At 68.1% G+C, this 23,547-nt stretch carries 17 protein-coding genes, 1 tRNA gene and 1 pseudogene; 10 read left to right on the forward strand and 9 right to left on the reverse strand.

What is annotated here, in order from left to right:
- Positions 1–297 precede the first annotated feature (297 nt).
- From RM25_RS12825 to RM25_RS11140, 5 genes are all read left to right on the forward strand, one after another.
- Complete coding sequence (locus tag RM25_RS12825; protein ID WP_158487067.1) at positions 298–3,597, forward strand: leucine-rich repeat domain-containing protein; 3,300 nt, start codon at positions 298–300, stop codon at positions 3,595–3,597.
- Positions 3,525–4,604 (forward strand): S-layer homology domain-containing protein, encoded by a 1,080-nt coding sequence (locus tag RM25_RS11125; RefSeq protein WP_060759114.1) that lies wholly within the window; start codon positions 3,525–3,527, stop codon positions 4,602–4,604. Before RM25_RS12825 ends, RM25_RS11125 begins: the two co-directional genes overlap by 73 nt.
- Positions 4,605–4,823: 219 nt before the next feature.
- Positions 4,824–6,077, forward strand: coding sequence for an MFS transporter (locus RM25_RS11130; protein ID WP_013162186.1), 1,254 nt, complete (start codon positions 4,824–4,826; stop codon positions 6,075–6,077).
- 91 nt (positions 6,078–6,168) lie between these two features.
- On the forward strand, positions 6,169–6,795 hold the full coding sequence (locus tag RM25_RS11135) for a DNA-3-methyladenine glycosylase I (protein ID WP_013162187.1): 627 nt from the start codon (positions 6,169–6,171) through the stop codon (positions 6,793–6,795).
- A 381-nt stretch (positions 6,796–7,176) separates the two neighbouring features.
- The gene (locus RM25_RS11140) at positions 7,177–8,385 is read left to right on the forward strand and encodes an RtcB family protein (RefSeq protein WP_044636488.1); all 1,209 of its coding nucleotides are present in this window, start codon (positions 7,177–7,179) and stop codon (positions 8,383–8,385) included.
- A 29-nt stretch (positions 8,386–8,414) separates the two neighbouring features.
- Here RM25_RS11140 and RM25_RS11145 read toward each other — a convergent pair whose 3' ends face one another.
- From RM25_RS11145 to RM25_RS11165, 5 genes are all read right to left on the reverse strand, one after another.
- On the reverse strand, positions 8,415–9,689 hold the full coding sequence (locus tag RM25_RS11145) for an alpha-amylase family protein (RefSeq protein WP_036942692.1): 1,275 nt from the start codon (positions 9,687–9,689) through the stop codon (positions 8,415–8,417).
- Positions 9,690–9,792: 103 nt separating this feature from the next.
- Positions 9,793–10,947: a mannosyltransferase family protein gene (locus RM25_RS11150; RefSeq protein ID WP_044636489.1), complete on the reverse strand. Its 1,155-nt coding sequence runs from the start codon at positions 10,945–10,947 to the stop codon at positions 9,793–9,795.
- Positions 10,944–12,602: a glycosyltransferase family 87 protein gene (locus RM25_RS11155; protein WP_157764722.1), complete on the reverse strand. Its 1,659-nt coding sequence runs from the start codon at positions 12,600–12,602 to the stop codon at positions 10,944–10,946. The genes RM25_RS11150 and RM25_RS11155 overlap by 4 nt, the downstream gene beginning before the upstream one ends.
- Positions 12,599–14,734: a transglycosylase domain-containing protein gene (locus RM25_RS11160; RefSeq protein ID WP_052809217.1), complete on the reverse strand. Its 2,136-nt coding sequence runs from the start codon at positions 14,732–14,734 to the stop codon at positions 12,599–12,601. Before RM25_RS11160 ends, RM25_RS11155 begins: the two co-directional genes overlap by 4 nt.
- Positions 14,727–15,146 (reverse strand): DUF5318 family protein, encoded by a 420-nt coding sequence (locus RM25_RS11165; RefSeq protein WP_013162193.1) that lies wholly within the window; start codon positions 15,144–15,146, stop codon positions 14,727–14,729. The genes RM25_RS11160 and RM25_RS11165 overlap by 8 nt, the downstream gene beginning before the upstream one ends.
- A gap of 310 nt (positions 15,147–15,456) precedes the next feature.
- Between RM25_RS11165 and RM25_RS11170 the strand changes: the two genes are divergently transcribed.
- Positions 15,457–15,532 (forward strand) — tRNA-Ala (locus RM25_RS11170).
- A gap of 628 nt (positions 15,533–16,160) precedes the next feature.
- On the opposite strand, the pseudogene RM25_RS13565 reads toward RM25_RS11170, so the two are convergent.
- From RM25_RS13565 to RM25_RS11190, 4 genes and pseudogenes are all read right to left on the reverse strand, one after another.
- A pseudogene (locus RM25_RS13565) lies at positions 16,161–16,892 on the reverse strand (recombinase family protein); the annotation flags it as partial.
- Between the two features lie 10 nt (positions 16,893–16,902).
- Positions 16,903–18,282, reverse strand: coding sequence for an IS66 family transposase (gene tnpC / locus RM25_RS11180; protein ID WP_097784151.1), 1,380 nt, complete (start codon positions 18,280–18,282; stop codon positions 16,903–16,905).
- 556 nt (positions 18,283–18,838) lie between these two features.
- On the reverse strand, positions 18,839–19,372 hold the full coding sequence (locus RM25_RS11185; RefSeq protein WP_044636490.1) for a Dps family protein: 534 nt from the start codon (positions 19,370–19,372) through the stop codon (positions 18,839–18,841).
- Positions 19,373–19,495: 123 nt separating this feature from the next.
- Positions 19,496–20,185, reverse strand: a complete 690-nt coding sequence (locus RM25_RS11190; protein ID WP_044636491.1) for a Crp/Fnr family transcriptional regulator — start codon at positions 20,183–20,185, stop codon at positions 19,496–19,498.
- Between the two features lie 188 nt (positions 20,186–20,373).
- On the opposite strand from RM25_RS11190, the gene RM25_RS11195 reads away from it, so the two are divergent.
- From RM25_RS11195 to RM25_RS11210, 4 genes are read left to right on the forward strand one after another with little or no spacing between them, the layout of a single operon-like run.
- Positions 20,374–20,613, forward strand: coding sequence for a heavy-metal-associated domain-containing protein (locus RM25_RS11195; RefSeq protein WP_015069004.1), 240 nt, complete (start codon positions 20,374–20,376; stop codon positions 20,611–20,613).
- Positions 20,614–20,647: 34 nt separating this feature from the next.
- Positions 20,648–22,654, forward strand: coding sequence for a heavy metal translocating P-type ATPase (locus tag RM25_RS11200; protein WP_230846250.1), 2,007 nt, complete (start codon positions 20,648–20,650; stop codon positions 22,652–22,654).
- Between the two features lie 43 nt (positions 22,655–22,697).
- Positions 22,698–23,087: a DUF309 domain-containing protein gene (locus RM25_RS11205; protein ID WP_230846251.1), complete on the forward strand. Its 390-nt coding sequence runs from the start codon at positions 22,698–22,700 to the stop codon at positions 23,085–23,087.
- A gap of 22 nt (positions 23,088–23,109) precedes the next feature.
- Complete coding sequence (locus tag RM25_RS11210) at positions 23,110–23,484, forward strand: DUF488 domain-containing protein (protein WP_044636494.1); 375 nt, start codon at positions 23,110–23,112, stop codon at positions 23,482–23,484.
- Positions 23,485–23,547: the final 63 nt, after the last annotated feature.

Genomic DNA, 23,547 nt, shown 5'->3' on the forward strand with positions numbered 1-23,547 from the left:
CCTGCCATGGGGCTGCCAGCGCGGTACTGTGCCTGCATCACGTGGCGAATCGGGTGCAATTCCCGGGCTGTCCCGCAACCGTGACAGTGCGTCGACCAGGCGCACTGGAGCCGGACCAAAGCGTGATAACCCACTCACCAACCCGTCGCGGACCGCGGGAGACCTGGGGCGCCACATCCGGCTCCATCGGCCTTTCCCAGATCCTCACGGGTCTTTGAAAGGAAGCCCATGCAGGCCCTCCAAGGAAGGCGCCGGTCACGACGGGTGATGGCGGCCGCGGTAGCAGCCCTCACCGCCATGACCGTGCTGCCCTCCCAGCTCAACGCCGTTGCTGCACCCACTGATTCATTCGCTACCACGATGCCTGATGCGGCCCTAAGGGGTTGCGTCACCACGGCGCTGAACCTCGATTCCACCGCCGCTCCAACTTCGGACCAGCTCGCAACCGTGACCAGCCTCAGTTGCTCTGGCAAGGGCGTCGCTGACCTCACCGGTATCTCGGCCCTCCCCAACCTGGGCAAGCTATTTCTGGGCAACAATTCGCTGACCAGCTTGGCCCCACTCGCGACGTCAACCAAGGTCTCCTCACTCGACGTCTCCAGTAATCAGCTTTCCGACATCACCCCGACGGCCAACCTGAAGGCCCTTGTCAGTGTGAACGTGGCGAACAACCGGCTTCGTGATCTTTCCCCGCTGAGCACCCTCCCGAATCTCGGAGGGCTGAGCATCACGTCAAATAGCCAGAAGGCAGTGGGAGCACCCGCCACCTCGGGCCAAGCGACCGCAGTCCCGACGGCCATTGACAAGACCGGCACGGTGTTCAAGGCCGAGGCACCGAGCGGGGTCACGGTGAGCGGCGCGACCGTCACCTACCCGATCGCCGGCACGTACGACTGGTCGTTCAAGGACCAGAGCCTCTACTTCAACGGCACCATCACCGTCACAGTTTCCGCTGCATCGGGCGTGACCATCCCGGACGCCGGGCTGAGAGGGTGCATCAACGACAAGTTGGCCCTGGCCCCGGACGCCACGCCTACTCAAGACCAGCTCGCATCGATCACCGACCTCTCCTGTGTCAACAAGGGAGTCACCGACCTGACCGGCATATCGCAGCTGGGCAGCTTGAAGAACCTCACCCTGTCGACCAACAAGATCTCCGATCTCACGCCCCTGACTCCCCTGACCGGTCTCGAATCACTCATCCTCACCGGTAATTCTGTCGCGGACGTATCGCCGCTGACGAGCCTGCAGAATCTCGCTGCCCTCACGCTCGACCGGAACAACGTCTTGACACTGAACGGGCTGGGATACCTTCCCAAGCTCGCAACCCTTTCAGCATCATCCCAATTCAAGAATGAGGGGAGGACGCGCCTGGCAAGCATTGCAGGCCTCGACAAATTGACCGGGCTCACGAGCCTCGCGATCAACAACACTGACGTATCGGACCTCACCCCGGTGACTGGCCTCTCCGGCCTCACCAGATTGTCCGCAACCAACTCCCAGATCTCGTCTGCGGCACCGCTCGCCGCACTTGGTCGGCTCACGGCCCTTGATCTCAGTGGTAACCACATCTCAGATATTTCGCCCCTGAACAAGCTGGACATGACGTTGAATGCAATGCGCGTCACCGGGCAAACCCTTGCGGCGCCCGAGGCGAAGGCGTCGGTTGCGACGGACGCGCCAGGCGTCACCGCGCTGGACGGAAGCATTCTCGTGGCAGCTCCCCCTGCGGGCCTCACGGTCAACGACGCCAAGGTCACCTACGCCTCTCCGGGCGATTACACCTGGACCTTCGAAGAGAAGACCCCCGGCAGCTATCCGAGGACTTTCTTCAGCGGCAAGATCACCCAGAGGGCAACCGATGCCCCGCCTGCGGTCGTGGGGGTGGACATCCCTGATACGAATTTCCGTACCTGCCTCGCCGGATTGCTCAACCACAGTGATCCCGCGGCACCCATCAGCGCCGATGAACTGGCTGGTCTCACCTCCGTGATCTGCGTCGGGAAATCAATCTCGAACCTCACCGGGGCCGCGAACCTGACCGGAGCAACTGAACTGATCCTGTCCACCAATTCAATCTCCGACGTCACGCCGTTGCGTGGCTTGACCCAGCTGCAGAAACTCTACCTTCCGGGGAACAAGATCTCAGATCCTGCTCCGCTGTCCTCGCTCACGAATCTGAATGAGCTGCTGTTGGGACAGAACCAGGTCACTTCCATCTCGGCGTTGTCCCCGTTGGCCGGACTCACCACGCTGGAAATCAGCCAGAAATACGACAAGAACGGAAACACCGGTCTCACCAGCCTTGACGGCGTGCAGCACATGTCTTCGCTGAAGGCTCTGACGGCCAACAACTCCCGTATCTCGGATCTGGCGCCGTTGAAGGATCTGCACGAACTCAGCTCGCTCTACCTGAACAACAACTCAGTGAATGACCTCACGGCGCTGTCAGGACTGACCGCGCTTGAGAAGCTCGGGTTGAGTAACAACAACATCTCCAGCGTTACGCCACTGGCTTCCCTGACGAAGCTGTCCCGAATCGACATCGGGAATAATCACCTCATGGACCTGAGCCCCCTCGGATCCACGGCGATTGATGCCACGTTCAACCTGAACGCAAACAATCAGGCCACCCACCTTGCCACGGTCCCCGTCGGGCTCACCACGAGTGTTCCGCAACCGCGAGACATGAAGGGCGCAATTGTGCCCGTCACGCCTCCTGCAGGCCTGACGATCACCGATGGCACCGTCACTTACCCAAAGTCGGGCACGTATTCATTCACGTGGACCTCATCCACCGGGGAGGGTGGCAAGTCATTCAGCGGAAGCGTTGACCAAGAGGTGGGTGCTGCAGTCATCGGCGCGGCAAACGTGCCCGACGCGGCACTACGCTCCTGCCTTGCCTCAGCAGCCGGCCTCGACGCCACCGCGTCCCCGACCGTCGACCAGCTCAAGGCACTGACCACCGTGAAGTGCGCGTCCAAGGGAATCACGAACCTGACCGGCGTTGAGAACCTCACCGCCGCCACGACCATCGACCTGTCGGGCAACACCCTGGCCGACGTCACCCCGCTGGCGGGGCTCGACAAGCTTGCCACGCTCAACCTGTCCCACACCGGACTGTCGTCGTTGACCACCGTGTCCGCCCTTCCAGCGCTCACCGCGCTCACCATCAGCGGTAATCCGATCACCGACCTGTCGGCGCTCAAGGCGAAGACCGGCCTGGTCCTGCAGGCCACCGACATGACCGGCAGCGCCCCGGACGTGAAGGGCGGCGTCGCCAGCGACGTGCCCACCGCGTTCGACGCCACCGGCACCTCGGTTCCGCTCGGGGCCCCCGCCGGCGCAACCGTGGCGAACGGCAAGGTGACCTACACCGCTGCGGGCAGTTATTCATGGCCCTTCACCACCACCGGCGGAGCCTTCTCGGGGACGATCACGCAGAAGGTCACCAGCGATGCGACCGACCCCGACGCCAACAAGGGCGCCCAGGCCTGCGTGCAGGCCGGCAATGTGTGTGGGTCGTGGTGGAACGCGACACAGGCCTTCAGAAGGGCGGCTGCGCCACGAAGTTCTCCACCGGCACCGAGGCGCTGACGAGCGCAGGCTTCACCACTGACAATCCGACCTTCGTCGGAAAGATCGACGGCTACCCGGCAACGGCCCCCGTCGATGACCCCGGGCGCTACTCCTACTGGACCTACTGGCACGGCGTCTCCGCCGACCCGACGGCGACCACCCAGACCTACCCGTGGACCTTTTCCGAAGTGGGCCTCGGCGACTACCACCCGCGTGCCGGATCAGTGGAGGGCTGGCGCTTCGCAGTGAACCTGGGCAGTACCGACAAGGTGCCTGCCCCGAGCTTCGTGCTGAGCTACACCAACGGCGCGTCCCCGAGCCCGACGCCCACGCCGAGCCCGACGCCTTCCCCCACTCCCACGCCGAGCCCGACGCCCAGCGCGACCCCAACCCCGACACCCACGCCAAGCCCGAGGCCCAGCGCGACCCCGACGCCCACACCAACCCCGACGCCCACCCCCGTGGCGTGCACCATGTCCTACCCCGATGTGCCGTCCTCAATGGCCTTTTCGGACGACATCTGCTGGCTGACACAGCACAAGATCGCCACGGGCTGGCCCGACGGCACCTTCCGTCCGGTCACGCCGCTCAACCGTGACGCCATGGTGGCGTTCCTCTACCGGATGGCCGGCTCCCCGGCGTTCACGCCCACCCGGCAGACCTTCACCGACGTCGACGCGGGCAACATGTTCTTCAAGCAGATCGAGTGGGCCGCGTCCAATGGCATCGTCACGGGCTGGCCCGACGGCACCTTCCGTCCCACCCAGCCCATCACCCGCGACGCGATTGCCGCGCTGATCTATCGCCAGGCGGGAAGCCCCGCCGTGACACTGCCCGACCGCCCGTCATTCAATGACGTCTCGCCGACCACGATGTTCTACCGCGAGATCGAATGGATGCAGGCCAAGGGCATCGCCAACGGTTGGGCCGACGGCAGCTACCGTCCGCTCAACGATACGAACCGTGACGCGATCGCCGCCTTCCTGCACCGTGCGACCGATCAGGGGGTGCTGGCCCTGCACTGAACCGGTCGCGGCCATGCGGACGTCAGCCCCGCGGACGAGAACCGTGCGACTGTGCCCCGGCCGCAGGCCATCCGGCTGGAACCATCCCGAACCGAGGTCCCGGCGTTGTATCCCCCTGCAACGCCGGGACTTCTCACGCCCCCAGCCACGTCGACCCCAACGCTCCTCCCCCCAGACCGGCCATTCGGCTTATCCTGTGCAGCCTCATAGGGTGGGCAGGTGACCACCCCCGGCATTCGTCAGCGCGTCGTGGGCGGACTGTCGCGGGACGTGCTGGTGCTCGGCCTGATCGCCTTCTTCGTGGCGGTCGGCTTCGGCGTGCTGGTGCCCGTGCTGCCCACCTTCGCCGCATCCTTCGGCGCCACCGACTTCCTGGTGGGCATGGTGGTCTCGATGTTCGCCGCCACCAGGCTTGCCACCAGCCCCTTCTGCGGCTGGATCCTGGACAAGATCGGCGGACGCCTCACCCTGGCCGTCGGCATCTTCATCGTCGCGGCATCCAGCTGGCTGATGGGCGAGGCCGGCGACTTCTGGTGGCTGCTCGGCTGGCGGGCCGCCGGCGGCATCGGCTCGGCCATGTTCACCGTGTCGGCCATGACCCTGCTGTTGGCGTCCGTGCCGCCCGACATGCGTGGACGCGCCACCGGCTTCTACCAGAGCGGCTTCCTCATCGGCGGCATGGCCGGCCCCGCACTCGGCGGCCTGCTCACCCGCATCTCGCTGGTCGCGCCGTTCCGCTTCTACGCCATCACCCTGGCCATTGCCGGGCTGATCGGCCTCACGATGCTGTCGAGCGCCACCACCCACGCCGATCGTCCTGCCCACGCGCGCGCCACCCCGCGTCCGCTGCGCCAGGTGCTCGCCGACACCCGCTTCCAGGCCGCGTGTGTGGCCAACTTCGCCCAGGGCTGGAACTCGATGGGGGTGCGCAATTCACTGATTCCCCTTGTCATCGTCGCAACGCTCGGCCTCACCCCCACCTGGACGGGCATCGTGTTCGCGGTGTCGGCGGTGGTGCAGGTGATCGTGCTGCACCCCATCGGCCACTTCGTCGACACGGTGGGACGCCGCCCCGCACTGCTGGCCGGTGGCGTCGTGATGGCCGCCTCGATCGCCGCGGTGCCCCTGTCGGGGTCGATCTGGATCGTCATGGCCCTGATGTGCGTCTACGCGGTGGGCGCGGCGGCCATGAGCACTGCCCCGGCTGCCTCCGTCGGCGACGCCACCGGCGGTGTGCACGGCGGCACGCCCGTGGCGATCTTCTCGATGAGCAGCGACGTGGGTGCCATCATCGGTCCGCTGGCCGCCGGCGCGATCTCGGATGTGGCCGGACGACCCCTGGCCTTCGCCGTGGGCGCCGTCTTCCTGGCCCTCAGCTCGTTGGTCGCGCTGCGGATGCCCGGCGGACGTCCCGACCACTCCGCAGGATCTGTCGCGTCCGCCGATCCCGACGCCCTGCTGTCCGAGGACTGACCGGGTCGATCGCCGGCGCCGTGCCCCTTGTCGGCCACCATCACATTGCCGGCCAATGTCACAGTGTCGGCCACTATCTGAGGATCCAACCATGACCGAGACACCCCACAGCCCCTCGTCGCACGCCGATCCCGCGTCCAACCCCGAGCTGGTGCGCGGCGAGGACGGTCGCGTGCGTCCCCGCTGGGCTGCCACGGATCCGCTGCTGCGCGACTACTACGACCACGAGTGGGGCGTGCCGATCCGCACCGAGCGTGGACTGTACGAGCGGCTGAGCCTGGAGGCCTTCCAATCCGGATTGAGCTGGGCGACGATCCTGCGCAAGCGTCCGGCCTTCCGTGCCGCATTCGCTGATTTCGAGCCCGACGCGGTGGCCGCGTTCGGCGACGACGATGTGCGCCGACTGCTTGCCGACGCCGGCATCGTGCGCAATGAACGCAAGATCCACGCCGCCATCACCAATGCGCGCGCCACGGTGTCGCTGCGCTCCGACGGTGGCCTGGTGCAGCTGGTCTGGGGCTTCCAGCCGGCGCCGGGCCCGCCTCCGCAGTCGTATGCCGAGGTGCCCGCGAAGGTCCCCGCATCGGAGCAGCTCGCCAAGGCCCTGAAGAAGGCGGGCTTCGTCTTCGTGGGACCCACCACGATGTACGCGCTGATGCAGGCGATCGGGATGGTGGACGATCACCTGGTGGGCGAATCGGGACCACTGGCCGGCTGATTCCGGGGCCCGGACGCGCACCAATCCCCACTAAGTGGACAGCTGTGCGGCGTCATTGCCGCACAAGTGACCACCTAGCGGTCCGTCCCCGGGAACCAGGCCCACCCCGCATCGACGCCACGATCCAGCCGCCCTCTGCACCAATCCCCCACTAAGTGGACAACTGTGCGGCGTCATTCCCGCACAACTGCCCACTTAGGGTTCCGTCCAACAGAAACCAGGCCCGTCCCCGGGAACCAGGCCAACCCCGCACCGCAAGACGCCGCGGAGCACCCCCGCACACCACACAGAAATGTCAGACCCCTCCCCTAGCGTGGATCACTCCAGCCCCTGCTGGAACCCTTCGGGCCCGGACGGCCCGGCGACACCATGGAGACCGCCATGACCGAACTACCCGTGCCCGTGCCGGGCACCACCAGCGACACCCTCATGTGGGCCGATCCCACCACCGTGGAGCCGGAGGCCCTCGACCAGCTGCGCGCGATCTCGCGCCTGCCCTGGCTGGCGAAGCTGCGCGTGATGCCCGACGTGCACCTGGGCAAGGGCGCCACCGTCGGCAGCGTGATCGCCATGCGCGACGCGGTCTCGCCGGCGGCGGTGGGCGTCGACATCGGCTGCGGCATGGTTGCCGCACGCACCAACCTGACGGTGGACGACCTGCCCGACAGCCTGCATGCGATCCGCTCCCGCCTCGAGGAGCTCGTGCCGGTGGGATGGAAGAGCCACACCGGCACTGCCCCGGTGCTGAGCCGCGACGAACAGCTCAAGGGGCGATTCACCACCCTGTTCGACCGCTTCGGACAGCTGCGCGCGCCCCACATCGACGACCGCGAGACCCGGGCGCTGTCGCAGTCGGGCACGCTGGGCGGCGGCAACCACTTCCTGGAGCTGCAGGCCGACGACACCGGCACCGTATGGCTCATGCTGCACTCGGGATCGCGCAACATCGGCAAGGAACTGGCCGACCGCCACATCACCGAGGCCAAGGGGCTCGACCACAACCTCGACCTGCCCGACCGCGACCTGGCCGTCTTCCTGGCCGGCACCCCCGAAATGGACGACTACCTCCACGACCTCTACTGGGCGCAGGAATATGCGCGCCTGAACCGCGACATCATGATGCGCACCTTCAAGGGCGTCATCACCGAGTTCTTCCCGCACGCCACCTTCGACCACGACGTCAACTGCCACCACAACTACGTGTCGCAGGAGTGCTACGACGGCGTCGACCTGATCGTCACGCGCAAGGGCGCCATCTTCGCCGGCAGCGGCACGCTGGGGCTGATCCCCGGCTCGATGGCCACCGGCTCCTATGTGGTGCGGGGCCTGGGCAACGCCACCGGCCTGTGCTCCGCCTCGCATGGTGCGGGACGACGCATGTCGCGCCGTGCGGCCCGTCGCACCTTCACCGTGGACGACCTCGCCGCGCAAACGGCCGGCGTCGAGTCGCGCAAGGACGAGGGCGTGCTCGACGAGATCCCCGGCGCCTACAAGGACATCGACGCGGTGATCCACGACCAGACCACCGGGCCGAGCCCGCTCGTGGAGGTGGTGGCGAGGCTGCGCACGCTGCTGTGTGTCAAGGGCTGAGGCCGGTCACGCGAGGCCGGTCGCACCGGTCAGACGCCGCGGCGTCCACCCCTGTGGGGCCAGTGGAACAGCTCACCGGAGTTGTCCACAACGCTTGCGGTGGGCGTATCGGTCACGTCCAGCGTCACGCGCACCCAGTGGTCGGCGTCGGCGGGGTCGTGGGCCCGGTAGACGATCCGCGGGTTGGTGATCGACTCCACCTCGGTGCGCGCATCGGGCAGCCACGCATACCGGCGCCGGATCGCCAGGATCGCCTGATAGGCCCGGTAGGTGGGCAGGCCGAAGCCCGCCAGCTGGTCGGGACGCTCGGGCATCGGTTGGCGCACCTCGGCGTCGCCACCGGGACGGTCATATTTCTCGCCCCGGAAGGCCTGCTCGTCGCCGTAGTAGACGCACGGCGTCCCGCCGACGGTGCCCAGCAGCACTGCCGCGAGGATGGCCTTGTCGGCACCCACCTTGGTGGCGATGCGGGTGACGTCGTGGTTGCCGATGAAGGTGAAGGGACGGAAGTCGTCGAGCATCTCGTTGTGGCGCCCCAGCGTCCACTCGAGCTCGTAGAAGTTCTCGGTGGCAAGCGAGCTCCAGCACGCCTTCCACAGCTCGTATTCGGTGACCGCGTCCATGCCCGACTCGTGCACGATCTGCGCGTAGTCGCCGTGGATCACCTCGCCGTAGATGTACAGCTCGGGGAAGCGCTCGCGCACCGTCGCCAGCACCGGCGCCCAGAATTCTGGGTCCACCGCGTAGGCCGCGTCGAGGCGCCAGCCGTCCACGCCGCGCCCACACCAGTGCAGCATCACGTCGGTGACCAGCTTGCGCACCTGCGGCGACGCATGGTTGAGCCGCACCAGGTCGTCGCTGCCCTCGAAGTTCAGGCGGGTGGGCGGCGTGGTGGAGAAGTCGATGTGGAACATGTCGGCCAGGGGCCCATCCGGCCCCTCGGCGAGCGCCTGGCGCAGTGCCGGGTAGCGGGCGCTCACATGGTTGAAGACGCCGTCGAGCACCAGCTTGATGCCCCGGGCATGGCAGGCGGCGACCAGCGCGTCGAAGTCGGCGTCGTCGCCCAGCCGCGGGTCGATGGCGAAATAGTCCAGGGTGTCGTAGCCGTGCGACTCCGAGCGGAAGATGGGGCCCAGCACGAGGCCGTTGCACCCCAGGTCGATCAGGTAGTCGAGCCAGTTCTCCAGGCGCGGCAGGCGATGGGCCACCGGAGCCTGCTCATCCAGGTGGGTGGGGGCGCCGGTGAACCCCAGCGGGTAGACCGTCCACCAGATCACGTCTCGTCGCCAGTCGCTCACATGCATCCCCTCCGCACGCATCGCTGCTTGTCGCAGCCACCCTGCCGTGCCCTATGGGCTCACAGTAGCGGGCGTATCCGCGGGCCCTGCGCGCGCGACGATCCGCAGATCAGCTGGCCCAGTGCCCCAGGTAGAACAATCGCGCCCACCAAAACATCAGCAGGAGGTCGGCGGCGATGAGCACACCCACCACAGCCGTCCTGACGGTGCGTGCGGTGGCGCCGTGCGGACGCCGCCCCAGCCAGCTGCCCACACCGATGAACAGCGGGAACCACAGCAGGTCGGCGCGGTTCACCGACATGAACCAGGTGGCGATGCTGAATGCGAACACCTGCACCGCCACATAGCCGGCCTGCGCCCATGCCCGACGCACCAGGCAGCCCAGCGCGGTGAGGCAGCCGATCGCCATCGAGATGATCTCGAAGCGGAAGATCCAGGCACGGGTGGTCTCGGTGGGCCACCGCGCCTCGCTGGTGGCGGCCCAGGTGTTGTGCAGGCTGTCCCAGGGCGACGTCCATTCGCGCTGCCAGCCAGCCCGTTGCGCGCTCAGCCAGCTGTCCCAATGCCCCGACAGCGTGTACAGGTAGACCGTGAAGGCCGCCAACACCGCCAGCGGCACCACCAGCCAGGCCAGATTGCGCAGACGCTGCGACCAGGTGGCCACCCGCTTGGCCGGCTCGGCACCCGCCACGGTCGGTTCACCACCGAACAGCGCCAGCAGGCCGAGCCCGCCCACCAGGAACAACCCGGAGATGCGGGTGAGGCAGGCCACCGACGCCAGCACGGCCACCCAGCCCCAGCGTCCACGACGCGCCAGCACCCATGCCCAGAACGCCACCGCGCAAAACAACGCCTCGGTGTAGCCGACCGTGGTGAACACGGCCATTGGTGCCAGCAACCAGACGATCGCCGCGTTGAGGCCCCCGAGGCGTTCCATCGCGAAGGCGGCCACCAGGCTCGCGAGCTGCGACACCGCCGCAGCTCCGATGGCCATCGGCACGCCGACCGCGTCCAGCAGGCGCATCACCATCGGCAGCGCCGGGAAGAATGCCATCTCCTTGGGGTCGGCATATCCGCTGGTGGCGATGAGCATGTAGTGCTGCACGTCCCAGTTGCCCAGCGCCCGGGCCGGCGTCAACCTCCCCTGGCGCATCGCCAGCAGCAGTGCCGCGCCCATCACCAGCCGGGTGGCCAGCCATGCGGCGACGATCACCACCGTGCGTGAGCGCAGGGCAGGGCTGGTCCTGGTGGCCGTGGCGCTCACTGGCCGGACTCCTCGTCGCGGGTCCCGGAATCGTGCACATCGGCATCGGAGGTGGTGGCCGGAGCAGGCACGGTGGCAGTCGCGGGCACCTGCTCGGACGCGCCCTGCTCATCTACCGGCCCGGATTGGTCAACTGCCTGCTTCTTGCGGTCGGACTCGGCCTCGGCGAGCCACGGGGCGTCCACGGCATGGTCGAGCACGCCACCCACCGGATCGTCCACGAAGGGACGCCGGACCGGATCGTTCCAGGGGCTGAACATGTCGCCGATCACGCGGCTGGCAACCCACAGCACCACGCCGATGCGCAGCAGCACGGCCAGCCAGTACAGCGCGTCGGCACCAGAACCGGCGCCCAGGATGCCCTCGAGGTAGCCCCAGATCGCCAGCCAGTAGAGCACCTCGGCGACGTTCCACACGGCCCAGTCGAGCACCTTTGGGCGCGCCAGCACGAGCAACGGCAGGAGCCACAGCGCATATTGGGGCGAATAGTGCGGGCCGAACACGGCCACGGCCGCCACCAGCAGGAAGGCCACCTGACCGAGCCGGGGACGCCGCGGCGCGGTGAACACGAGCCAGACCACGGCCAGCACCGCGATCACCACGAAGACGCTGGCCACCACGCCGAGCAGCGTGCCCGAGACGCCCAGCAACTGCAGCGCGTACCAGAACGAGCCGACGCCCGAACCGCCACCGAGCACGGTGGACCAGTAGGCGGTCCAGCCATGCGGGGCCGTGATGACCACCGGCAGGTTGAGCGCCACCCATGCGACGATCCCCGGCACCAGCATCCGCAGGGCCTCGCGCATCCGGGCAGCGCGGATGCACAGCACGACGACCGCCAGCACCACGAGCACGGGATAGGCGTCCGCGCCCACGGCCAGGCCGAACAGCACGCCCGACACGACGGGCAGCTTGCGTGCCCAGGCCCACACTGCCAGCGAGGTGAGGGCGACGGGCAGCAGCTGCCAACTGATCAGGCCGCCGGTGAACACCACCGGCGCGATGGCGATCAGCAGCGCGTCGAAGCTGCGGACGCGCACCCCGCGGGTGGCGTCGCTGAACGAGTCGCGGCCCATCTGCAGGTGGGCGAGCACCAGCGCCAGAAAGGCGCAGAACAGGCCGATGGCGGCCAGCACGAAGAACATGTAGCTGGAATCCAGCTGGGCCTGGCCCGAGGCGTCCGGGCCGACGCCCGCACCGAGCAGCCTGATGATGAACCGGTCCAGTGACGCCAAGTAACCCACCAACACCGGCAGCGGGCTGGCGGCGTCGGAGTAGATGCCGGCGCCCGAGCCGATGCCGTTGTTCTGGAAGAACACCGGGATGTCGGAATAGCACAGCCGCAGGAAGGGGTTCACCGGCTTGCCGAAGGTGTACTGCTGGCAGGGTGCCTGACGCCACAACAGCAGCACCCAGTTGATGGTTGACAACAGCAGCGCCCATGGTGCCGGATCGAACCACAGTCCCCCCGGGCGCGCGTGGCGTCCGAGCGGGCCGCCGATGCGGTGGGAGAGGCGCACCGAGATCGTCGGCAGGTTGCTGCGGGCCGGCGCGGATTCCTGCGGCGCGGCGTCCCCAGATCCGCCCTTCGGGACAGTCTTCCCAGGTCCGCCCTCCGGGGCGGGTTCCTCCACGGATCCACTCACCGGGCTCACGGCCCCGCAGTGCCCGCCGGCGTGGGCTCACGCGACGCCGGCGGCGCGGTGGGCACGTCCACGGCGGGCTCGTTCACGGCCGGGGCCTCCGGGGTCGCCGACGCGGTCACGCTGGGGGTCGGCGTCCGTCGGACGCTGGGACGCACGGAGGCGGCCTGGGTGGGGGCGTTCGTGTTGAAGTTCAGCCGGTCCATGCCCTGGCTCGCCTGCTCCATGTAGTCCTCCCACAGGTAGGCGGGATAGGAGTCCGACTCGAATGCACCCGAGGCGGCATAGGGGTCGAGGTTGGCGTTGCCATCGCCGGCGACGAACATCACGGCGGTGGAGATCTGCTTGGTGGCGCCGACGAACCAGGCCGACACAGTCTGGTCGTCCACGTCCTTGGTGCCAGTCTTGGCGATCACCTGACGGCCCAGCTGGCGGGCCTCGGTGCCGGTGCCGCTGGTGACCACCGATTCCAGGGCGGTCTGCGCGTTGTGCACCAGCGAGGCGTCGATGGTCTGCGTGGCCGAAGTGTCGCCGGTGTACACCACCTTGCCGCTGGCGTCCTTGACCTCCTTCACCACGTGGGTGGTGTTGCGCTGGCCGTCATTGGCCAGGGTGGCGAAGCCAGTGGCGTTGTCCACCGGACTCACCTGCCCGGTGCCCAGGGCGATGCGGTTGTTGAGGTCCCAGCCGTCGCCGGTGGGCACGCCCGCGTCGTTGGCTGCCTTCACGGTGTCGGCGGGGCCGTTGGGCATGCGCTGTTCCAGGTCGGTGAACGCGGTGTTCATCGAATAGCTGGTGGCCTTCTGCAGCGTCACCGAGCCGTAGTTGACGCCGCCGTCGTTGCGCACCACCACATTGTCGCCATTGGGCGTGAAGGTGCTGCCGGTGAGCGTGGAGTTCAGCGTGAAGCCATTGCGCAGGCCCGCGACGAGCGCCCACGCCTTGAAGGTGGACGCCGCCGGGCGCGCGGTGGTGGCCCAGTTGATCTGCGACTTCAGGAAGTCGGGTCCGCCGTACAGGGCGTACACCTCACCGGTGCCGACGCCGATCGAGGCGACGGCCGCGTGCAGGGTGCTGGCGTCCTGGTTGGTCTTGGCCTTGCGGATCGCGGTGGACACATTGTCGGTGGCGGTCTTCACCGCCGCGTCCTGCATCTTCTGGTCGAAGGTGGTGGTGATGGTCAGGCCGCCGCCGTCGATCTGTTCCTCACTGAAGCCGGCCTTGCGCAGCTCCTGCTCGGCCATCGTCAGCAGGAAGCCGTTGGTGCCGCCGTAGAGGTCGGACTGGGTCACCGGCAGTGTGTCGGGCAGCTTGTCGTAGTTCGCATCGTGGTCGGCCTGGCTGATCTTGCCGGCCTCGAGCATGCCGTCGAGCACGTAGTCGTAGCGCTCGGTGAGGTCGCGCTTGGCGTCGTCGCCATTGGCCGGGTCGAGGGTGGAGGGGCTGTTGACCAGGGCGCTCAGCATCGCCGACTGCGGCACGTTCAGGCCGGCGGCATTGGTGCCGAAGTAGGTGGTGGCCGCCTTCTCGACGCCGTAGGCGTTGCGTCCGAAGTAGACGGTGTTGAGGTAGCCGGCAAGGATCTCGTCCTTGCTCACCTCACGGTTCATCTTGACGGCCAGGGCGAGCTCGGTGAGCTTGCGGCTCATCGTCTGCTTGCTGGTGAGGTAGCGGATCTTGATGTACTGCTGGGTGATCGTGGAGCCCGATTGCAGGTCCTTGCCGCGGGCGATCTGGAACAGCGAACGCACGATGCCCTTGGGTGAGACGCCCTTGTTGGACCAGAAGCTGCGGTCCTCGGCGGCGACGACGGCGGCCTTCACGTTGTCGGACATCGCCGAGTAGTCGACCATGGTGCGGTTCTGGATCGCGAGCTCGCCGAGCTTGGTGGAGCCGTCGCGGAACAGCACGGTGCTGGTCTGGCTGTTGAAATCGGCGTTGGGGTCGGGCAGCTTGACGCGCGCGTAGAAGATCAGCGAGCCGAGCACGCCGACGATCATCAGGGTGGCGAGGGTGATCGCGATGGCGGTGACCACGCGCCTGGCCCGGCTGGCCTTCTTCTTGGTGCGGTGCGGGCCGTGTCGCTGGCTGGCGCTGGGCGCCAGGGCCCGGCGCGGTTTGCGCGACTTCTTCCGGTCAGCCATAGATGTCCTCAACTGTCTGCTTGTGCCGTGGGGCGCGGCGTTTGCGTCCGTCTCCCAGCACATAGCTGGCGATCATGAAGTTCCAGCCGCAGTCGGGGCACACTTCGACCACTCGCACGGTGAACTCACCGAATTGGTGTTCCATCTCTTCCAGCTCAGCCGGCTGACGGATACGTCCTGAATACTGCCCGAGCTGGTCGCCGAACACATAGCGCAACACCGCCATGCGGTCGGATGCGCACACCGGGCATTCGCGTCCCGCGGGGGTGCCGTGGTGGAGGGCCGAGCTGATCAGACGCGGATCGGCGTCGCAGGGGTCGGCCTCCATCATGACGCGATCAGGCCGCCGCATCGCCTCCAGGGTTGCCCGGCGTTGCAGCGCATAGTCGATTCGATGGCGCTCCGTTTGCACGGGTCAAGGTTAGTCGGGGCGCCTGTGGCTGCCGCCGATACCGTATTAATAGGCGGATTGCGGCGACGGATCGGCGTGACGACGGGGTGGCCGGGTGGCCATGCGGGTGTGGCCTCGGGGGTGTCGCAAAGCGACGGGTGGATCGGTGGAGCCTGGGCGTCCAAGCCCGACGGGGAGCCTGGTTCGGGCCTGCCCGGGGGCGTGGGGCGGCGTCGTCATGCGTGCCGACTCGGCAGGGCGCCCCTCGACCGCTAAACTGTTGGGGCGCCGCCGTTGGGGTCTCCGGACGCCGGGGTGCGCAACCCGTCTCGGGGCATTAGCTCAGTTGGTAGAGCGATGGCTTTGCAAGCCATAGGTCAGGGGTTCGAATCCCCTATGCTCCACCAAAAGTGACATTTTCGAACCCTGCCCCGCAGACCAGCGGGCAGGGTTCGAAGTGTCTTCGGGGTCGGATGCTTCGGCCTCGGCGATCGGTGCGTGACCAGGGATGACGCAGTCCAACGCTGCCTGGACGGCCTGGTCGGGCTGGTAGCGGATGGTCTGCTCGTCGTCGAGGATGATCTTGTCGAAGAGGGCTCGGTTGAGGATGCGGCGTTCAGCAGGTTCGCATCGCGCGTAGACGTCGCCGAGATCGGTGAGGATGTCGGCGAGCTGGTCGAGGCCCTCACGGGCGTCCTCGTAGCTGGTGGCGAGGTTCTCCAGCCGGTGTTCGATAGCGTCGTGAGTGGTGCGGATGCGTTCCTGCTCGGACTTGAGGAGGTCGAGCGGGATGGCGTCGGCGTAGTGGGCTTGGACGAGCTTGAGTCGCTCGGCGTCGAGCTTCTCCTTCTGGGCGGTCAGGAGTGCACGTTCGTCGTCGGTGGTGGCTTCGAGCTGGTCGAAGACGGCTCCGAGGACTTCGCGGACACGATCGGCCTCGTCGGGGGTGAGGCCGTTGGCGCCGTAGGTGGAGTCGATCCGGTCCTCGATGCGGTCGGTGAGGATGGCGGACCGCGTGCAACCGTTCTTCTTGCGGCGCCCGGAGCAGGTGAAGTACTCGTAGGTGATGCCGGACTTGCCGGTGGGGCATTCGATCATCATCTTCGCCCCGCACGAGCAGTAGAGCGTTCCCTTGAGGTAGTGGTCGTGGGTGCGGGGCTTCTCTCCGCGCTGGTTCTTCGCCGCCAACTCCGTCTGGACTCGCAGCCAGGTTTCGGTGTCGACGAGAGGGTCGTGAGCGCCGTCGTAGGTGATGCCGCGGAAAGTGACGCTGCCCTGGTAGTAGGGGTTCGTGAGGACCTTGTGCAGCGCTTTCGTGGTCACCGGTTTCGCGGGGAAGGACGGGGTGGGGCGGGTGGTGAGCCCACGGGCTTCCAGCTCTTTCGCGAGGGAGGAGAGAGTCCAGTTGCCGGTGGCGTAGGCGGTGAAGGCGAAGGTGACCAGGTCGGCGCGTTCGGGATCGACGGTGACATCTCGGACCTCACGCCCCTTGGCATCAGTGGTGCGCACGTTCAGGTACCCGAGGGGTGCTTTGGCAGGAGTGCCGCCCATGCTGGCTTTCTGGGTCATTCCTTTGAGGACTTCTTGAGCGAGGTTCAGGGAGTAGAACTCGGCCATGGAGGCGAGGATGCCGTGCATGAGCATCCCTGAGGGCGTCTCGTCGATGTTCTCCGTCACGGAGACCAAGCTGATGTTCGCATCCCGAAGCGTCGCGTGGATGATCGCGTCGTCGAGGCGGTTGCGAGCCGGGCGGTCGACCTTGTTGATGAGTAACTGTTCAGGTGGTGGCTGGGGTCCAGGCCTGTCCGTTGAACAGGTCGACGAGGACCTGGTAGGTGTTGCAGGCCTGCTTGGTGGCGGTGGACAGGTAGGAGCGCAGCCGGAGGAAGCCCTCGGCGCCGGTCAGAGTGCGGTGGCATCCCGAGACCTTCTGATGCACCTTGACCATGCGGATCTCGCGTTCAGCGGCGTTGTTGTCGGGTGCCAGGCCCGGTGTGGTGGCGAAGCGCAGGTAGTCGTCGATCCGGGCACTGATCCGCCGGGCCAGGGCGCGGTGCTTCGCCCCGACCTTCCCGGGCACTCCCGAATCCGCACCCAGTCGTGCTGCGTCGACGATGAGACGCCGCCCGGCCTCCAGCAGTCCGGGGTCGGCCTGTCCTGCGGCGGCGTGGGGATCGCGGATCAGCGGCAGGAGGGCGTCGAGGACCTGGCGGGCCCAGCAGAACGCCCCGGGCGGGTCGTGGGCGTCGTGGTGGTCGGCCACCGCGACCAGTTCGCGGATCAGGTGGGCGCAGCACAGTTGGTGGTCCACGTGCTCGTAGGTGTCGTAGGGGGCCCACGCGTCATGGACCAGCACACCGGTGCAGCCGGGCAGGATGCCGGCGGCATCCATCCCCGCCCGGCCCCGCCGCCGGTGCACACTGATATGCGAGTACTGACCGGTGGAGGCCGAGTGGACCCAGTGCAGCTTCCCAGCGACCCGCAGCCCGGTCTCATCGGCGTGGACGACAGGGGATGCGGCGATCCGGCCCGCCACCTGGCCGGTGAAGGCGTCCAGGGGCTCACCGCCCGCCTGTTCGACGGCGGCGGCCACCGCCCCGGTCGACACGGGCATCCCCAGCAGGTCGGCCATGGTCACCGCGACCCGCCTGATCGGTATGTACTGGCCGGCGGCCAGGTAGACCATCGCCGCACGGGCCGCCGGCCCGTAGGAGACCGGCGCGGCCACCCCGGCCGGAGCCGTCCCCGCCGTCAGGTGCCCGCAGGCGCACCGGCGGGTGAGGATCTGGTGCTCGGTCACCACCGCGCGCACCTGGGGCAGGTCGACCACCTGCCGGGCCACCACACCCACGTCGCAGCACTCGTCCAGGACCCCGCCGCAGGCCGGGCACCGGTCCGGGGCGTGGGTCACGATGTGATCGGGATGATCGACCTGGCGCAGGGCCGCACCCGGATGGCCGGGCTGGCCGCCCGGGTGCCGTTCTGAGGGGCGCCGCAAGGATTTCGGGGCCGGCTTGGCCAACCCGTCTGCCGAGGGTGGCTTCGACGAGTTGCGCGAGGTCGACCCGAGTTGGCGTTCCAACTCAGCGATCTGGGCCGCCTGGGCGGCCACCAGCCCGACCAGCTCGTCATAGGTGGGTTTACGCGACCGCGGCATGCCCCGAATACTCCACCTCCAGCCCCCGGACCAGCGACGCGACACGCCGCACACCCCGCCAGACCCCCGAACCCACCAGCTGAACAGTTACGACTGGCTCAGGCAGGCCATCGGGGACCTCATCGCCTACGAGTACGACTCCGGTATCCTCCCATGGCCATGACACCCCAGACAGAACTACGACGACTCCACCAGTCCCCGGCTGCGAACCGGAAGGCTTCCTCATCGCCGTCGACGTCGCCGCCCCCGATCCTCAGACTGAACCGTCCCGGGCCTGATTGAGAGGTATCCAGACATTCTGTAAGCAATCCCTGATCATGCCTGAATACAGCAAGTACCCGCCCGAACTCCGCGAACGAGCGACCCGACTGGCCGGGGAGGCCCGCCGTGACCCCGAGACCCGTACCGGTGAGATTCACGTGACCTGATCCAACGCATTCAGTCCGACCTGGCCACCCTGGCGAACAACGTCTCCTGACAGTCACAATGCGGCGGTGCCGCCGACCGTAATGGGTCGGCGGCACCGCCGCATTGTGACTCGCTACGACTACCAGGCTCAGGCCTTCTCGGGGGCGCGGGTCTCGGAGCTGATGAACCAGGCCTGCTGCTCCAGCTTCTGGGTGTACTCGTGCAGCATGTCCGAGGTGGTCGGATCCTCCGCGTCGACGGCGTCATGCACCTCGCGCATTGTGGCGACAGTGGCCTCGATGGCGGCCACGATGAGGTCGATGGCGTCGTGGGTCGACACCTCGCCCTGCGGGAACTGGCCGATCGAGGTGCGGGCGGCGACCACCGAGGGACGGCCGTCCGGGGTGGCGTGCAGAGCGCGCAGACGCTCGGCGAACTCGTCGGACCCGTCACGGGCGATATCGACGACCTCATCGAGGTTCAGGTGAAGGTCGCGGAAGTTCGGCCCCACGATGTTCCAGTGGGCCTGCTTGCCGACCAGGCTCAGGGCGATGAGATCGACCAGGACCTTCTGGATGTTGTCGCTCAGCTCCTGGGACGCGCGGAAGCCCTTCTCAGCGTTCTCCGCGGCGGTCCGGGTGTCTCCAGCGTGCTTCGGAACGGTGATGGACTGCTCGGTCATATGACCTACTCCTTCTATCTCGACGTCTCTTTCGCTCTCTGTGGGGTGGAACGTCCCACCGCCCTCCACTATTCCGTGTAGGAGAGCCCGGCGTGTCGCGATCGGGCAGGATCCCGCACGCCCTCAGCCGGCCGCCAGCTCCTCCAGGGCGTCGACGTCGCGCAGCGTGATCTCCGCGCCCGAGGTGGCGATCAGGCCCTTCGATCGCAGGGCGTCCAGGCCCCTGCTGAACGACTCCGGGGTCATCCCGAGCAGCGACGCCGTGTCCTTCTTGGCCATCGGCAGCCTCACCCGGTAACCCGACTCCTCGGCGCTCCCCGGCTGATCCAGCAGATAGCCGGCGATCCGTGCCGGCCGGCTGGTGGAGGCCAGGCTCAGCCGGTGCTCGGCGTCGTCCAGCCGCTGAGCCAGTGAGCGCAGCATGGCCATCGCCACCGACGGATGGGAGGCGATCAAGGGCGCCAGATCGGCCCGCGAGAAGACGCACATCCGGGTGGGGGCGGCGGCCTCGATGAGATAGCTCGGTGCCTCCCCGGTGAGGAAGGACCCCTCCCCCACGAAGTCGCCGGGCCCAGCCAGCCGCAGCACCCGCTCGTGGCCGCTCGCCGAGAGCCGCGACACCTTCACCTGCCCCCGGTGCACCACGGCCAGGCGCCCGGTCGCCGGCCCGAAGGCCTCCCCCCGCTCCAGCGACGTCGGCCTGGCCAGGGACCCGACGGCGTCCTGATCAGGCGCGCTGAGACCGCCGAACAGCGGGACCAGACGCACACAGCTCACATGCTCGGTGACGTCGGTCAGAGGCAGGTTCTTCACCCGTCCGAGGCTAGTGCCGATCGGCCAGAGCTGCGGCGATCAGCCGGAGATGGCCCCGCCCAACCGCCCGATAATCCATGTTGACAAGGGAGTTCATGTGATCTTGACCTACGTCAAGGAGTGTGGCGCCGCCTCGAACCAGTATTCGAGGTGTCGCCGGAACAGGCGGCATGACGAAAGGACAGATCATGAGCACCAACGAGATCACCACCACCCACACCGTGCTGCGCGCCGAGGGGTTCTCCTGCCCCTCCTGCGTCGCCAAGATCACCGGGGCCCTGGAGAAGCTGCCCGGCGTCGGCGACGTCACCGTGCACTTCGCCTCCGGACGCATCGAGGCCGACCACGACGAGGCCCGCACCAGCGTCGACGATCTGATCGCCGCCGTCGGCAAGCTGGGCTACCCCGCCACCGCCTCGGCCTTCTGAGCCGACCGCCAACCGAATGCGAAGGAGAAGGATGATGTCTGCTCTCAAACGCCCGGGGCCGCGACTTGCCGCCGCCGGGATCCTCATCGCGGCCGCCCTGGTGATGGGCCGCCTCGGCACCGATTGGGCACTGCCCGGCAACATCGCCATGGCTGCCGCCGCCATCATCTCGACCATCCCGATCGCGGCGGCCGCCCTGCGGGCGCTGCGCTCCAGGACGATCGGGATCGACCTGCTGGTCACCATCGCCTCGATCGGGGCCCTGGCGATCGGCAACTACTGGGAGGCGGCCGCCGTCACCTTTCTCTTCGCATTCGGCCACGTCCTGGAGCAGGGGGCCATGACGCGCACCCGATCGGCCCTCACCGATCTGGTGCGCTCGGCCCCCCAGGACGCCGTCCTGGTGCGCGACGGACGCACCGAGACCGTGCCCACCCGCACGCTGAGGCCCGACGACGTCGTACTGGTCGCCGCCGGCAGCTCCGTCTCGGTCGACGGGACGGTGATCTCGGGATCCGGTGCCGCCGACGAGTCGGCGGTGACCGGGGAATCCATGCCCGCCGAGAAGACGCCGGGCGACCAGGTGCGATCCGGCACCACGCTCACCTCGGGGATGGTGCAGGTGCGCGCCGAGAAGGTGGGCTCCCAGACCCTGCTGGCCCGCATCGTGGCCAGGGTCGAGGAGGCCCAGGACGCCCGCGGACGGGTGCAGACGATGATGGATAGGTTCGGACGCTGGTACACCCCGGCCATCATCGTGCTTGCGATCGTCGTCGGGCTCATCAGCGGCAGCCTCACGCTGGCCCTCACCCTGCTGGTCATCGGCTGCCCTGGCGCCCTCGTGATCTCGGTGCCGGTGGCCGTGGTCGCCGGTATCGGACGCGGGGCCCGCGACGGCATCCTCATCCGCGGCGGGGAGCATCTGGAGACCGCGGCGAAGGTCGACACCGTCGTCTTCGACAAGACCGGGACGCTGACCACCGGGCATCCCGAACTCACCGACGTCGTGGCGTACGGGGCCGCAGGCGAGGAGGAGGTGCTCCGGTGGGCGGCGCTGGCCGAGATCGGCTCCGGGCACCCGCTGGCCGGCCCGATCCTCGACGCCGCCCGGAGCCACGGCGTCGCCCCCGGGGAAGTTCCCGGCGAGGCCGACGCGATCCCGGGACGCGGCCTGATCGCCGACGTGCTGGACGCCGAGCACCCGCAGACCCGCCATCGGGTGGTCGTGGGCACAGTGGAACTGGCCGGCCAGGAACTGGGCTACGACAAGGAGTCCGACACCGCATGGGCGGCCCGGACGTCCGCCCGGCTGGCCGGCGGCGGGGCCACGCCGGTCACCGTCGTCCGCGACGGCGTCCTGCTCGGCGTGCTCGCGATCGCCGACACGATCCGGGCCGACGCCCCCGCCGCACTGGCCCGGCTGCGCCGGACCGGCGTCACCCGTCTGGTGATGCTGAGCGGCGACCGCCAGGAGGTCGCAAGCGCGGTGGCCGATCAGCTCGGCATCGACGACGCCCGTGGCGGCCTGCTGCCCGAGGACAAACTGGCTGCAGTCCAGGAGCTGCGCGCCGGCGGAGCGGTCGTGGCCATGGTGGGAGACGGCATCAACGACGCCCCGGCCCTGGCGGCCGCCGACGTCGGGGTGGCGATGGGGGCGGCCGGCAGCGCTCTGGCGGTGGAGACCTCCGATATCGCGCTGATGGCCGACGACCTCACCCGGCTGCCGGAGTCCCTGAGGCTGGCCCGCCGCACCCGCGCGGTGATCCGCCAGAACATCGTCATCGCCGTCGCGACGGTGACCCTGCTGCTGGCCGGGGTGCTGCTCGGCGGGGTGACGATGGCGCTGGGGATGCTCGTCCACGAGGCGTCTGTGCTCGTGGTCATCGTCAATGCCCTGAGACTGCTGGGACGCCGAGCCCGCACCCGCGAGGAGTCCCGCCAGGACCAGGCCGGCAAGCAGGATCAGCCGTGGCAGACTTCAGAGCATGGCGGATCGAGATCGGGACGCCCAGGGGCGTCCCCGCAACAGCAGGCCGCGTGACGGCCTCGGCCGGCCCCTGCCCCGTGGCCAGGAGGGTGTCCCGGTGACTCCGGACGATCTGGAGCTGCCGGGCCCCGAGACCCTGGAGATGGCCCAGGAGCTGCTCGACCGGGGCCGGCCCTTCCACGCCCACGAGGTACTCGAGGCCAGGTGGAAGAACTGCCCCGAGGCGGAGCGGGACCTGTGGCACGGTCTGGCCCAGCTGGCCGTCGGCGTCACCCACCAGATGCGCGGCAACACGACCGGCGCGATCCGGCTCATCGGGCGCGGGGCCATGTACCTGCGCCCCTACGCGACGGCGGCCGCACCGGCCCGCGTCGAGGAGGTGGACGTGGCGGGCATCCTGTCCTGGGCCGATGCCACCGTCACCGCACTCGAGGACGGCCACTGGATCGACACCGTGGTGACACTTCGTCAGAAGGCATCCTCATGAGGCTGCATCAGAAGGGGTCGTCATGACGACCTTCCACATCGCCAACATCCGCGACGACATCCGCGAGGGCAGTGCCGACTCCGGCTACCGCGTCCTGGTGGACAGGATCTGGCCGCGCGGCGTCAGCAAGGAGCGGGCCGGCCTGGACGAGCACCGCAAGGAGGTCGCCCCGAGCAACGAGCTGCGCAAATGGTTCGGCCACGACCCGGTGCGTTTCGACGAGTTCACGGCCCGCTACCGGGCAGAACTGGACGCCTCCGGCGCCGCCGAGACCTTCGCCCGGGACATGGCCGGCCACCCGCTGGTGACACTGCTCTACGGCGCGAAGGATCACGAGCACAACCAGGCGGTCGTTCTGAAGCAGGTCCTGGAGGAGCTGGACGGGCATACCGCCTGAAGCCGCGGGCGACCCGCGTGATATTTTCAAGGAGTGCCTGATCAAAAATCGCGGGATCCCCGC

The organism is Propionibacterium freudenreichii subsp. freudenreichii, from assembly GCF_000940845.1.
In the GTDB taxonomy this organism is placed as follows: domain Bacteria; phylum Actinomycetota; class Actinomycetes; order Propionibacteriales; family Propionibacteriaceae; genus Propionibacterium; species Propionibacterium freudenreichii.